Annotated in this window: 13 protein-coding genes and 1 riboswitch; all 13 genes read right to left on the bottom strand. The window is 42.0% G+C overall.

From position 1 onward, the window contains the following. Nucleotides 1–250: 250 nt before the first annotated feature. The 13 genes from KSO91_RS05680 to ptsP all read right to left on the bottom strand — a co-directional run bounded on the left by KSO91_RS05680 (nt 251) and on the right by ptsP (nt 12,385). The gene (locus tag KSO91_RS05680; protein ID WP_238741984.1) at nt 251–640 is read right to left on the bottom strand and encodes an RNA-binding S4 domain-containing protein; all 390 of its coding nucleotides are present in this window, start codon (nt 638–640) and stop codon (nt 251–253) included. Between the two features lie 19 nt (nt 641–659). Continuing rightward, nucleotides 660–1,778: a 2-iminoacetate synthase ThiH gene (gene thiH / locus KSO91_RS05685; RefSeq protein WP_238741985.1), complete on the bottom strand. Its 1,119-nt coding sequence runs from the start codon at nt 1,776–1,778 to the stop codon at nt 660–662. After that, nucleotides 1,779–2,594, bottom strand: a complete 816-nt coding sequence (locus KSO91_RS05690) for a thiazole synthase (protein ID WP_275113917.1) — start codon at nt 2,592–2,594, stop codon at nt 1,779–1,781. 2 nt (nt 2,595–2,596) lie between these two features. After that, nucleotides 2,597–2,797, bottom strand: a complete 201-nt coding sequence (gene thiS, locus KSO91_RS05695) for a sulfur carrier protein ThiS (protein WP_238741986.1) — start codon at nt 2,795–2,797, stop codon at nt 2,597–2,599. After that, nucleotides 2,794–3,546: a HesA/MoeB/ThiF family protein gene (locus KSO91_RS05700; protein WP_238741987.1), complete on the bottom strand. Its 753-nt coding sequence runs from the start codon at nt 3,544–3,546 to the stop codon at nt 2,794–2,796. The genes thiS and KSO91_RS05700 overlap by 4 nt, the downstream gene beginning before the upstream one ends. 37 nt (nt 3,547–3,583) lie before the next feature. Further along, a complete protein-coding gene (gene thiE, locus KSO91_RS05705; RefSeq protein WP_238741988.1) occupies nt 3,584–5,092 on the bottom strand; it encodes a thiamine phosphate synthase in 1,509 nt (502 codons plus the stop codon). Nucleotide 5,093: 1 nt separating this feature from the next. Beyond that, nucleotides 5,094–7,094: a phosphomethylpyrimidine synthase ThiC gene (thiC, locus tag KSO91_RS05710; protein WP_238741989.1), complete on the bottom strand. Its 2,001-nt coding sequence runs from the start codon at nt 7,092–7,094 to the stop codon at nt 5,094–5,096. Between the two features lie 73 nt (nt 7,095–7,167). Next, a riboswitch (TPP riboswitch) is annotated at nt 7,168–7,292 on the bottom strand. Nucleotides 7,293–7,406: 114 nt separating this feature from the next. Next, nucleotides 7,407–7,610, bottom strand: a complete 204-nt coding sequence (gene nqrM / locus KSO91_RS05715) for a (Na+)-NQR maturation NqrM (RefSeq protein WP_238741990.1) — start codon at nt 7,608–7,610, stop codon at nt 7,407–7,409. A gap of 11 nt (nt 7,611–7,621) precedes the next feature. Then, nucleotides 7,622–7,978, bottom strand: coding sequence for a NifB/NifX family molybdenum-iron cluster-binding protein (locus KSO91_RS05720; protein ID WP_238741991.1), 357 nt, complete (start codon nt 7,976–7,978; stop codon nt 7,622–7,624). Nucleotides 7,979–7,998: 20 nt separating this feature from the next. After that, nucleotides 7,999–8,274: a DUF134 domain-containing protein gene (locus tag KSO91_RS05725; RefSeq protein WP_238741992.1), complete on the bottom strand. Its 276-nt coding sequence runs from the start codon at nt 8,272–8,274 to the stop codon at nt 7,999–8,001. Between the two features lie 202 nt (nt 8,275–8,476). Next, nucleotides 8,477–8,896 (bottom strand): MarR family winged helix-turn-helix transcriptional regulator, encoded by a 420-nt coding sequence (locus KSO91_RS05730; RefSeq protein WP_238741993.1) that lies wholly within the window; start codon nt 8,894–8,896, stop codon nt 8,477–8,479. 12 nt (nt 8,897–8,908) lie between these two features. After that, nucleotides 8,909–9,892 (bottom strand): CDF family Co(II)/Ni(II) efflux transporter DmeF, encoded by a 984-nt coding sequence (gene dmeF / locus KSO91_RS05735; RefSeq protein WP_238741994.1) that lies wholly within the window; start codon nt 9,890–9,892, stop codon nt 8,909–8,911. Nucleotides 9,893–10,114: 222 nt separating this feature from the next. Next, nucleotides 10,115–12,385 (bottom strand): phosphoenolpyruvate--protein phosphotransferase, encoded by a 2,271-nt coding sequence (gene ptsP / locus KSO91_RS05740; protein ID WP_238741995.1) that lies wholly within the window; start codon nt 12,383–12,385, stop codon nt 10,115–10,117. Nucleotides 12,386–12,387: the final 2 nt, after the last annotated feature.

Below are 12,387 nucleotides of genomic sequence, written 5' to 3' on the forward strand. Positions count from 1 at the left end.
ACCGCTGATTCGTAATGCCGAAGTAATTCGGCTAGAAGAATAATTATCTAGCAATGCGACCGCTTGTTGACGTAAAAGGGCTGGTGTTTGACGTCCATTTTTATGGTGACGCCACTGCTCAAATGCAATAATAACGCTACTAAGTTGCTCTGGATTTGACATAATTAAGTCCTGATGGATGAGTTACCCGTATTAAATCAGAACAAAAAATGGAAGTTGAGCTACGCTGCCGTAAGCTCACCGTATTCAGCTAAAAACTAATCGCCCTACGCGCTTTTTTAGTTTTTATAACATTTTCACTGTGCTCGCCCGCGCTGACTTGTTCTATTTCAGCTGCTGGCATTTTCGGATCTTGCAGCGGCAAGACAAATTCGCGCGGTTGGGTTTGTCCTTGCAAGACGATTTGATAGTGCTGACCATTAAAAGTGAGCAGATCACCTGCATAAACTTTTTTACGTTTACGCGTTTCCACTTCGCCATTAAGCAAGACGTAACCTTCACTGATCGCTAGCTTTGCTTCACCGCCGCCACTGACCAGACTCTCAAGCTTTAATATTTTACATAGCTCAGTGGGCTCCTGCTTGATCTCGATTAAGGTCGCGTAACTTTGTGGCATTTGTTGGCTTTTTTTATCTGTCATTTCAGCTCTCTTTAAAAAATTATTGTCCCGTTAGGCTGTGATCCCAATCTTTCCAGACCACTTCATAACCTTGATTTTTAACTAATTTAGCCATCTGCAACGGTGAACGTGTATCTGAAATTTCAAACTGCTCAAGCGCCTTTACAGACTGTTCTGCATAACCACCGGGCTGCGTACTTGAGCCTGCGCTTAAGGTAGTAATGCCTAAAGGTAAAACATTATCCCGAAAGGATTCAGACTCGCGCGTAGAAAGCGACAGTTCCACTTCAGGGTTAAATAAACGGTAAGCACAAATTAGCTGTACTAACTGTTTGTCATCCATTTCAGATTTTATTTCCATGCCACCAGCACACGGACGCAAACGTGGAAAAGAGAGAGTATAACGGCTTTGCCAATACTTTTTCTCTAAATAATTAAGATGCGCAGCCACATAAAAGCAGTCCGTACGCCACTCTTCCAGTCCAATTAAACAGCCTAACCCCATTTTATGTATGCCTGCTTTACCGAGCCTATCATGGGTATCGAGGCGGTAGTTAAAATTGGACTTTTTGCCTTTAAGGTGATGCTGTGCATAAGTGAGCGGATGATAAGTCTCTTGATAGACCAACACGGCATCGACCCCATATTCTCTCAACTCTTCATATTGCTCTTGATCTAATGGTTGTACCTCGATGCTGATATGAGAAAAATATTTTTTAATAACCGGCAATACCCGCTTAAAATAGTCCATACCGACAGTGCGTTCCGATTCACCGGTCACTAATAAAATATGCTCAAAACCCATTTTTTTTATCGCCTTACACTCCTGCTCTACCTGCTGCATGTCTAAGGTGGTGCGGCGGATTTTATTGTGCATTGAAAAACCACAATAAGTACAGATATTACTGCACATATTAGACAGATAAAGGGGGATATAGAACTGCTGTGTTTTACCAAATCTCTGCTGTGTCAGTTGTTGAGATTTTTGTGCCATTTGCTCTAAAAAAGGGGCTGCGGCTGGGGAAATCAAAGCTTTAAAATCCTCTAAATCTAGGCGGGATTTCGCCAAGGCACGCTCTACATCGCTCGCGCTCTTTGCATAGATGGACAGGCGAACATCATCCCATTGATAGTTCTTTATGTGCTCACTAAAGTTCATCTACACTGACTCCTTTAGCAATCCCGCTTCTAAAAAAGCAGTCAGTGGACTGGATGCGACAGCATGCTGATATTGCCCCGCCAAACCGGCGAGATAGGCTTGACGCCCTGCCTCAACAGCCTTAGCAAATGCACGGCTCATAGCAATAGGATCGCCAGCCACGGCGATGGCCGTATTCACCAGTACCGCATCTGCGCCCAGCTCCATAGCAAAAGCGGCATCTGAAGGACGACCAATGCCCGCATCAACAATCACAGGAATAGTTGCCTGCTCAATAATAATCTCCAAAAACTCACGGGTACGAATGCCTTTGTTCGAACCAATTGGCGCACCTAATGGCATCACAGCGGCACACCCAGCTGCTTGTAGATGTTTGCATAAAACCGGATCTGCATGCACATAAGGCAGCACCACAAAACCATCTTTAGCTAGAAATTCAGCCGCTTTTAAAGTTTCGATAGGATCGGGCAATAAATATTTAGGATCCGGATGAATTTCGAGTTTAATCCAATTGGTTTGCAATGCTTCGCGGGCGAGTTGCGCGGCAAATATCGCCTCTTTCGCATTACGCGCACCAGACGTATTGGGTAATAGATTCAAACCATTTTTAATTAAAGGGGCAAGAATATCATCCTCTTTATGGTCCATATCCACGCGCTTTAGGGCCATCGTCACCAGCTGTGATTGCGAAGCCTGTAACGCCGCAACCATGGTCTTTTGATCGTTAAATTTTCCGGTGCCTGTAAACAGTCGCGAAGTAAATTTTTTGTCGCCAATCACTAACAGATCATTGCTGTTTATTTTATTAGATAACATACTTAGCCTCCGGCTATTGCTTGGAAAAGGGAGATGTTATCACCCTCACAAAGTCTGTATTCAGCCCACTTAGTGCGACTGATGATTTCGCCATTAACAGCTAGCGCGCTGCCATTAAGCGGTTTATCTAAACTTTTAAGAAGCCCTTCAATACGACTATTGGGAGCAATTTCAAAAATATTTCCATTTACTATTACATTCATTTTTTTTGTCCACATACGCTACAGTTTGGATCTTTTGTTACTGTAAAAGTTTGCCAATCCAGGGTTTTACCATCGAACAATTTCAACCTGTTTTTTATGCCTGAAGGTAACCCTAGAATATATTTAATCGCCTCGAGCGCTTGCATCGTACCGATAGTGCCAACAACAGGTCCAATAACGCCTGAATTGCTACAATTAAGTACCTGCTCTTCACTCTTTGGAAATAAACAGTGATAACAAGCAGCGTCACTTTGATTATGATCAAAAAAGATAAGTTGCCCTTCAAAGCGCATGGCAGCCCCTACAATTAAGGAGGCTTTAGCTTGCACGCAAGCAGCATTAATCAGGTGCCGAGAATGCATATTATCAGTGCAATCGAGTACCAAATTGACCATCATTAATTCAAGCGATAATTGCTCTGCATCCATTTTCCGATTAATGCAACGCACGATTATTTCCGGATTAATGCTATTAAGCCGTTGTTTCATCAATTTGACTTTGTCGCTACCGGTATCCGCTGTTTGGTAACCTATCTGGCGTTGTAAATTACTCACCTCAAGTTGATCAAAGTCAGCAATAACCAACGTACCCACACCCGCAGCAGCTAGATACATAGCCGCAGGGCTGCCTAATCCGCCCATACCGATAATCAGTACTTTGGCATTTTTAAGCTTTTGCTGCCCTATCTCTCCCACGTCTTCGAGTAACAGATGACGGCTATAACGTAATATTTCAGATTCAGTTAGCATAGTGACCTTGGCCTAATGGTGTGAGTGAAGAATACCGTTATTGCATCACTTGATTAAATGAATCAATGACCGCTTTGGGATCATCACTTAGCGTAATCGCAGTCACTACCGCAATACTCCCCACACCTGTATTCCACACGGCAGACGCGCGCTGTAAATTAATACCGCCAATCGCCACGGTGGGAATATCTGCTAATAGCTGAGCGTATTGCGCCAAGCATTTTAAACCTTGGGGCTGCGAGGGCATCTCTTTAGTTTGTGTTGCAAAAATATGGCCTAAAGCGATATAACTTGGTTTTAACTGCTTGGCGCGCAGCAGTTCATAATAACCGTGTGAACTGAGCCCTAAACGCAGACCCGCATCGGCAATCATCGCCAAATCAGCAAGCTCTATATCTTCCTGCCCAAGATGCACGCCATAGGCCTGATGTTTAATCGCCAGTTGCCAGTAATCATTGATAAACAGGCGCGCCTGATATTTTTCAGCCAAAGCAATTGCGTCAATAATCTGCGCTTCAACTTGTACATCAGTTTTATCTTTAATACGCAATTGCACCGTTTGCACGCCTAACTTAAGCACTTTTTCTAACCATTCTATGCTATCTAAAACAGGATAGAGCCCTAGCTTTAGGGTACCGCAGGAGGCAAAACCAATCCCCGCTTCCAGTGTCCCGGGAAGATCTAATTCATAACCTATTTTTGATTCCGGCAAAACAATCTCGGGAAAATCGCTTTTATTACTTGGCCAGCCGCAGTGCGCCACCGCCCCTTCACCGCTGCCAAGGGGTTTGGCCGCTTTTAACCCTTGGTTAAGGTAAGCTTTAGCAATCACGAGGGCATCTTCAATACAATAATCTAATGCGATGGCGGCGGCAATCGCACTAGCGAATGTGCAGCCACTGCCATAGCTGTGCACATCACTTAAGCGCTCACTGCTTAGCGCAATTTCACGCTGACCATCACTCCAGTAATCTAACGCGATACCTTCAACAGGTGAAAAATGCCCGCTTTTAATTAATACACTTTGACAGCCCATGGTGATTAACTTGTCAACGGCAGGTTTAAATGACTCACCGCTGATTAAGGCATGGCCAGATAAAGCCAGCAGCTCACTTGCATTGGGGGTTAACAAATCAATCAGCGGTAGCAATTGCGTTTTAATTAGATCAATAATGCCCTCTTCTTGCATATTGTGACTACTGGGATCAAGCATCACCGGATCATAAATAACATAGGGAGCAAGCGCCCAAGATCCTTTAAAACTGATCAATTTTTCGGCGAGAATTTGCACCTGACGAGCACTGCCAAGCAGGCCAATTTTAATCACTTTTGCGGGTTTATCTTCAGCTAAGCTATCTAACTGATTAGCAAACATCTGCTCAGAAACGCTTTCGACTAAACTAACTCTTAAGGAGTTTTGTGCCGTGATGACGCTAATGACGCTGCAACCATCTACGCCTAAGTCTTTAAAAGTATGGAGATCTGCTTGGATCCCTGCCCCTGCACTACAATCTGAATTGCCAATCGTCCAAACAAGTTGACTCATATTAGACCTTCTCTGTTTGTGAAATAGGCTGATATATTTGTGCCCCAGCGTTATTAAATTCTTGCGCTTTTTCTGCCATCCCTTGTTCAACCCGCTCTTTTTCAACGGAAATAGTAATCGTTTCATCAAGTAATTTCACCGAGATTTCCCCTTCTTCTAACTGCTTGGAAAAATCACGTACATCCTGAGAAATTTTCATTGAACAAAATTTAGGACCACACATAGAACAGAAATGCGCTACTTTACCTGATTCCTGCGGTAGTGTTTGATCGTGATATTCACGTGCAGTAACCGGATCTAAACCGAGATTAAACTGATCCTCCCAGCGAAATTCGAAACGTGCTTTGGACAGAGCATTATCGCGAATTTGTGCCCCTGGATGTCCTTTGGCTAAATCAGCAGCATGTGCCGCTAATTTGTAAGTAATTAATCCTACTTTGACATCATCTTTATTCGGTAATCCGAGGTGCTCTTTAGGGGTGACATAACATAACATAGCACAGCCATACCAACCGATTTGCGCCGCACCAATGCCGGAAGTAATATGATCGTAACCCGGCGCAATATCAGTCGTCAGCGGTCCTAACGTATAAAAAGGCGCTTCAAAGCAGTCTGTTAACTGTTTATCCATATTCTCTTTAATCATCTGCATCGGTACATGACCCGGTCCTTCGATCATCACCTGCACATCATATTCCCAAGCAACTTTAGTCAATTCACCAAGTACCTCTAATTCGGCGAATTGCGCTTGATCATTGGCATCAGCGATAGATCCAGGACGCAAGCCGTCACCTAAAGAAAGTGCCACATCATATTGCTGACAAATTTCGCAAATTTCACGAAAATACTGATAAGCGAAGTTTTCCTTATGATGCGATAAACACCATTTCGCCATAATAGAACCACCACGGGAAACAATACCAGTGACCCGTTTCGCTGTTAAAGGCACAAAGCGCAGTAATACCCCCGCATGGATAGTAAAGTAATCAACGCCCTGCTCAGCCTGTTCAATTAAGGTATCGCGGAACACGTTCCAAGTAAGGTTTTCTGCTACCCCATTGACTTTTTCAAGTGCTTGATAAATAGGCACAGTGCCGATTGGTACTGGCGAATTACGCAAAATCCATTCACGGGTTTCATGAATATTTCGTCCCGTTGACAGATCCATCACCGTATCGCCTCCCCATAAGGTTGACCAAACTAATTTTTCAACTTCTTCTTCAATAGATGAACTGACGGAGGAGTTACCAATATTTGAATTTACTTTTACAAGGAAGTTACGGCCGATAATCATCGGTTCAAGTTCAGGATGGTTAATATTAGAAGGAATAATGGCACGACCATTAGCGACTTCCTGACGAACAAATTCAGGCGTAATTTTTTCCTGTAGATTGGCACCGAAACTATGACCACTATGCTGAAAATGCAACGCTTCGCATTTTATGCGATCCCGTCCCATATTTTCACGAATAGCAACATATTCCATTTCTGGCGTGATAATTCCTTGACGAGCATAATGCATCTGACTCACACAACGCCCTTTTTTTGCACGCTGGGGATTAGGTATATGTGCAAATCGCAACTCATTCAAGGAGTGATCGGCCAAACGCGCATTGGCAAAATCGGAGCTCACATTATCTAATGTTTCCACATCGTCACGAGCTGTTATCCAAGCTTCACGCAATTTGGCTAGCCCAATATGCACATCAATTTTACTGTTAGGATCCGTATAAGGACCCGATGGATCGTAAACAGGAATGGGCTCATTTTTCTCAAAAACAGGATTTTCATCACTGCCACTGACAAATGTATCTGCCTGATGAATTTGTCGCATCGCGACTTTAATGGGATGAATTTCACCTTTAATATAAATCTTCTCAGAATTAGGATAGGACTCATTATTTAGATTTTGAATATATTTCTGCGCAGCGAGGCGGCATTCTTTGCGGGACAGTCCTTTACGACTGATCGTTTTTAAATTTGAGTTTACTTGATTAGACATAGCATTCTTTCCTTTAATAGTTAAAAGAGTGCTTGTCGAAAATTCAGTGGAAAGTGCAAAGAGCGCCGATCATAAGCGTCTTCACCTTGTTCCCTTCGCAGGCATTACCCCAATCAGGTTCCACGGATTCCACATAAAGATATAAATTATTTTATTTATATCCGTGGTCTCAGCCCTAAGGCGCTCCGACAAGATGCAGGCAGTATAGAAGAAAAACGCGCGGAAGTTAAATAGAATAACTAAATGTCAACGATTAGACCCAATGTGGCTTTGTCACAACAGCTCTTACTTCAATATAAAATAAGATGAATATTACTGATCTCGGACTGTCGGCTCAGATATCTGATACAAACTCTGATCCTGATCGCAGACCGTTTCACAATCACAGCTTTTATCGATACCAACAGTAGCAAGGCCACCGCAACTTCCCTGAATACGTTTTCGTCCAAAGATAACGCCGACTGCCATCGCCACAACCACCAGCAAAAAAACAAAAAAAGTCATAATAAATACCATTGTTTTTCCCCTTAACTACATTTACTCTTTACGCCCTGCTCTGGACTGGTTAAAGAATGTTTATGCAACCTTGCATCTTCTAGTAATTCTAGAACACTATTGCGCGTATTACCCTGCTCCACTTTAAAACCTGCATTTAATAACCTTGCCAAGGTTTTTTCACCGATTTTTCTAACAATGACTACATCACAAGCCATTTTATGAAGCAGATCAATAATTAATTTTTTAGCAGAGCAGCCGGGAATACCTAAAGCGGGATTCTTATAAACAGCGATCACCTCCTTTTGCTCGTTATAAAAAGTAAAAATTTCCGTTTTTGAAAATTTATGAGCAAGTTTGCTCTCTGTGGTGGCAATTGCATAAATCATTTTGATCCCTTATAAGTGAGTTAACCCAATAACAGCGCATCACCATTGACTAATGCCGACGTTATTTTTTTACGAGCACTTTTTAATATATTGGCAAATGTTTGCCTAGAAACGCGCATCTGCTGCGCGCCATCCTGTTGCGAAAGTCCTTCAAGATCGACCAAGCGAACTGCTTCAAACTCATCGGCTTCAATTTTTATTTTAGTAAGAACGGAGCTTGCTACGCCATTAGGCTTAAATAAACTAAATTTGGCACAGTTATGTGCACAGATATGACGCTTTATTTTTGGTCGCATTGAAACACTCAATAATAACTAGTACCGCTAACTTAACCGAATAAATGGCATATGCCAATAATTATTTGTAAACTTTGCAGCGCACAAGAGTAATAAGCAGGCGTAACGACAAACTGCTATTTCGCTAAACAGCTAAATTTAGTACAAAAAAAAGCCCACACTATAAATAAGGCGGGCTTTCCTATTAATTTTATAAGTGATTTCAGAATTTAGTATTCATACGATCAAATAGACTTAATAGTTGAGAGATCTCTTTATCAGAAAAAGAGGCCGTTAACTGAGTGGTCAGTTGTAGGTGTAAATTATCGTGTTCAGCGAAAAGTGCTCGCCCTTTTTCACTTAGGCCAACAAAAATTGAACGCCGATCAGTTTGCTGAGGAATACGCTGCACTAACCCCGCGTCGACCAGTTTATCCACTTGGACTGTTAATGTCCCCGTCGTAACCCCCACTTTCTCGGCCAGTTTTTTCATGGGCATGGCACCAAATGCACCTAAAATTTCAACCGCATGTACCAAGGTTAGAGAAAGACCGCTATTTTTAACGCTATCAAGCTCCCATGCCGAGAACTTCTCGTAAAATTCAATAAAGGCATGGTTAAGTTTTTCTTTAGTAGATTTCATTATTTAATCACTTCAATGGGCTTGCAAACATTCTACCTGGGTACAAGTATTTACTTCAATAGTGAGGTGGCTTAAACGCGTAAATGGGGTTAACAGATTTCTATAATATTCAACGCTAAAGGGGTGGTGCGATACAATTGAAATCACTGCGCCATAATGGTCAGCACTGATTGACCAGATATGGATATCAGCAACCTGATGATCTTCTTTATCTTCAATCAATTTAATGATTTTGGCTTGATAGTCAGTGTCGATGCTTTTATCCAGTAAAATCGGCCCCATCTGTTTTAAAAGTCCCCATGACCAACGACTGATAATGATTGCGCCAACAATACCAATAATAGGATCTAAACTATTTAAGGCAAAATATTGTCCCATTAATAGCGCCGTAATCGCTAAAATTGAGGTGAGAGCATCAGCAAGCACATGAAAATAAGCGGCCCGTAAATTATGATCATGAGCGGGTGTTTGCCCATCATCTTCATGCCGATGGGCATGTTCCTCATGAGCATGGGGATGTTCATGAGAGTGGGAGTGACTATCTTTAAGCAGAAACACACTGACCACATTTACCAGCAAACCTAATGTGGCGACTAAAATAGCTTCCTGAAAGTGAATTTGTTCAGGATTAAATAGACGCAGCACAGATTCCACAGCCATGATCAAAGCGACTAAGCCAAGTGTGATGGCGCTACTAAATCCCCCTAATACGCTGACTTTGCCTGTTCCGAAAGCAAAACGCGGATTATCTTTATTTTTCCGTGCATAGTAGTAAGCAAACAAGGTAATTAAAAAAGCCGCAGCGTGTGTTCCCATATGCCAGCCATCGGCCAGTAATGCCATCGAGCCATACACAGTACCGGCAATAATTTCTACCAGCATAGTAATCACGGTCAGATACAAAACATAAAGTGTATTTCGTTCGCCATGATTATTCGTTTGTGAAAAATCATGCTTGTGCTGCCATAAGGCGATTGAATGTGTTGATTTACTCATTGGCTTCCTTTGCATCAAAATATCTTGGGTAATAGTTACAGCATTTAGTTTGGCTGTCAAACTATATGTTTCTCAAATAGTATATTAACCAAACATTTTGCACTTACAACTTTCCCGAACAGAACAGAAAGCGCCATAGCCCCTCAACCTAACGCACAATAAAAAGCCTCCACTACTTTCGCAGTGAAGGCTAATTTGAGCTAAATAAGCGTAATGTTGATTTTATTTACCTGCGCGTATAAATCCTCCCAATCCTTTGGTTTCTAGGTGATCAACAAAAATAGCACGGATCATAGCGCCATTTTGGGCTACTAAAGCTTGTTCAACACATTGTGCTAATTCTTTGCGAGAAAGTGCATTAATCAAGTATTTTATTTTTCCCATATTGGTTGCGTTCATACTTAAACGGTTATAACCCATTCCTAATAAAATCAATGCACCAATAGGATCCCCCGCAAGCTCACCACAGAGACTCACCTCGAGATGATAACGATGGCAGCTGTCAATAATAAGTTTTAAAGCATGTAAAACAGCAGGATGATAGCTATCAAAAAGCGCTGCAACACGACTATTATTGCGATCCACAGCAAGCAGATATTGAATTAAATCATTGCTGCCAATTGAGACAAAATCGACTATTTCCGCTAATTGCGGAATAATGAAGATGCAAGCGGGAACCTCCACCATGACACCTATATCAGGTAATGGAAAAGTATCAGAGGTTAACTTGAACTCATCTAAAATTTCTCGCCATGCCTTAACAATCAAACGTTTAGCTTCAATCACTTCTTCTATTGCGCTGATCATAGGCAACATAATGCGTAAATTCTGATGTGCTAGACTGGCTCTTAACATGGCTCTGATTTGTACTAAAAATATTTCTGGATGATCTAAGGTTAAGCGAATACCTCGCCAGCCAAGGAAGGGATTTTCTTCCACAATAGGAAAATAACTGAGTGGTTTATCACCGCCGATATCTAAGGTTCTCATGGTAACAGGCATCTGCGCATACTGACTTAATAACCCTTGATATGAGTGCGTTTGCTCTTGCTCCGTCGGAAATGAAGTGGTTAGCATAAAAGGCAGTTCACTGCGGTATAAGCCGATCCCCTCAAAATGGCCGACAATAGTGGCATGCTGATTAGCATTTAATCCCGTGTTAAGTAGAATCGAAATTTTATGACCATCAAACGTCGTCGCACTTTTACATTCTCCCTGCTCAATTAATTTCTTGAGTTCATTTTCTTCGTCTAATAAAAGCTGGTAGTGACTCAGTAAAACGTGGTCAGGAAATAAAATAGTACAACCTGAGTAGCCATCAATAATTACATCTTTTTGATTCATACTATCTAATGGAAGTGGCGATCCGACTACAGCTGGGATACCTAACGCACGCGCCAAAATGATAACATGAGAGCTCGCACCGCCTTTAATCGAAACAATGCCTTGCAATTTATCGGTGGGAATACTGGCTAACATTGACAAGGTGACTTCTGATGCCACCAAAATAAGCTTATCAGGTAAGGGTATCTCTTCTTCGACTTGCTGAGTAAGGTGGTATAACAGACGCTGTGCCACATCCCTAATGTCCGAAGCGCGCTCACTTAGGTAGTTATCACTCATCGCTTCAAATTGTTTAATATAAGATTCAGCAACCACTTTTATCGCGCTTGACGCGCTCAGTTGATGCTCATTAATTTGCGCGCGAATTGCGTTCAAGAAGAGTTTATCTTTTAATACATGAGAATAGATATCAAATAACGCAAATACATCTTTTGATAATTGATCTTTTAAAGTTAAAGCAAGGTCTGAGAATTCATCACTGCATTTTTTGACTATCATATCAAACAGTAAAATTTCTTTACTTATTGAATGACTTTTTTCAATACGTACTTCTGCTAGGGTGAATGCAGGACGAACAACATAAGCCTTACCTATCGCTATTCCCGAACTAGCTGGAGAGCCTTGTAGATGAATAGCGCCACTCGGCTGCATGGACTGCGCAAGCGCTAAACGTAATTCCGAGTTACCGAGCACACTGGCCAAATGCATCGCCAAGGTAATCAGAAAAGATTCTTCCAATTCACTGAATAAACGCGGTGTTTTTTGCTGTACGACTAACACCCCTAGAACTTGCCGTTTATGGATAATGGGGGTGCCCAAAAAAGAGTTAAAGCGATCTTCTTGCACATCAGGCAAATGTTGGTTACGCGGGTGTTCCCTGATATTCGCCAAGTTTAAAGGTTCACCTTTTTCATGGATCAGGCCAACTATTCCCTCTCCAAATTTAAGGTAAGTCCTACCAACCGCATGGCTGGCGAGACCTTTACTGGCCATTAAATTAAGCTGCTCATTCTTATTATCTGTAATATAAATCGAGCAACAATCCACCGCCATAGTTAATTGAGTTTGTCTTACCAGCGCTTCCATAGCAGCCGTTAAATTTTTTGCTTCTCCAACTTGTTCGACGATATGACGCAACTGACTCAACATAT

It is taken from the genome of Psychromonas antarctica (assembly GCF_022267535.1).
In the GTDB taxonomy this organism is placed as follows: Bacteria; Pseudomonadota; Gammaproteobacteria; order Enterobacterales; family Psychromonadaceae; genus Psychromonas; species Psychromonas antarctica.

What these genes read in the sequence shown, in the direction of transcription:
- KSO91_RS05730 (WP_238741993.1), bottom strand. Translation starts at nt 8,896, where the DNA reads ATGAAATCTACTAAAGAAAAACTTAACCATGCCTTTATTGAATTTTAC.
- KSO91_RS05725 (WP_238741992.1), bottom strand. Translation starts at nt 8,274, where the DNA reads ATGCGACCAAAAATAAAGCGTCATATCTGTGCACATAACTGTGCCAAA.
- thiH (WP_238741985.1), bottom strand. Translation starts at nt 1,778, where the DNA reads ATGAACTTTAGTGAGCACATAAAGAACTATCAATGGGATGATGTTCGC.
- dmeF (WP_238741994.1), bottom strand. Translation starts at nt 9,892, where the DNA reads ATGAGTAAATCAACACATTCAATCGCCTTATGGCAGCACAAGCATGAT.
- thiS (WP_238741986.1), bottom strand. Translation starts at nt 2,797, where the DNA reads ATGAATGTAATAGTAAATGGAAATATTTTTGAAATTGCTCCCAATAGT.
- KSO91_RS05690 (WP_275113917.1), bottom strand. Translation starts at nt 2,594, where the DNA reads ATGTTATCTAATAAAATAAACAGCAATGATCTGTTAGTGATTGGCGAC.
- KSO91_RS05700 (WP_238741987.1), bottom strand. Translation starts at nt 3,546, where the DNA reads ATGCTAACTGAATCTGAAATATTACGTTATAGCCGTCATCTGTTACTC.
- KSO91_RS05680 (WP_238741984.1), bottom strand. Translation starts at nt 640, where the DNA reads ATGACAGATAAAAAAAGCCAACAAATGCCACAAAGTTACGCGACCTTA.
- KSO91_RS05720 (WP_238741991.1), bottom strand. Translation starts at nt 7,978, where the DNA reads ATGATTTATGCAATTGCCACCACAGAGAGCAAACTTGCTCATAAATTT.
- nqrM (WP_238741990.1), bottom strand. Translation starts at nt 7,610, where the DNA reads ATGGTATTTATTATGACTTTTTTTGTTTTTTTGCTGGTGGTTGTGGCG.
- thiE (WP_238741988.1), bottom strand. Translation starts at nt 5,092, where the DNA reads ATGAGTCAACTTGTTTGGACGATTGGCAATTCAGATTGTAGTGCAGGG.
- ptsP (WP_238741995.1), bottom strand. Translation starts at nt 12,385, where the DNA reads ATGTTGAGTCAGTTGCGTCATATCGTCGAACAAGTTGGAGAAGCAAAA.
- thiC (WP_238741989.1), bottom strand. Translation starts at nt 7,094, where the DNA reads ATGTCTAATCAAGTAAACTCAAATTTAAAAACGATCAGTCGTAAAGGA.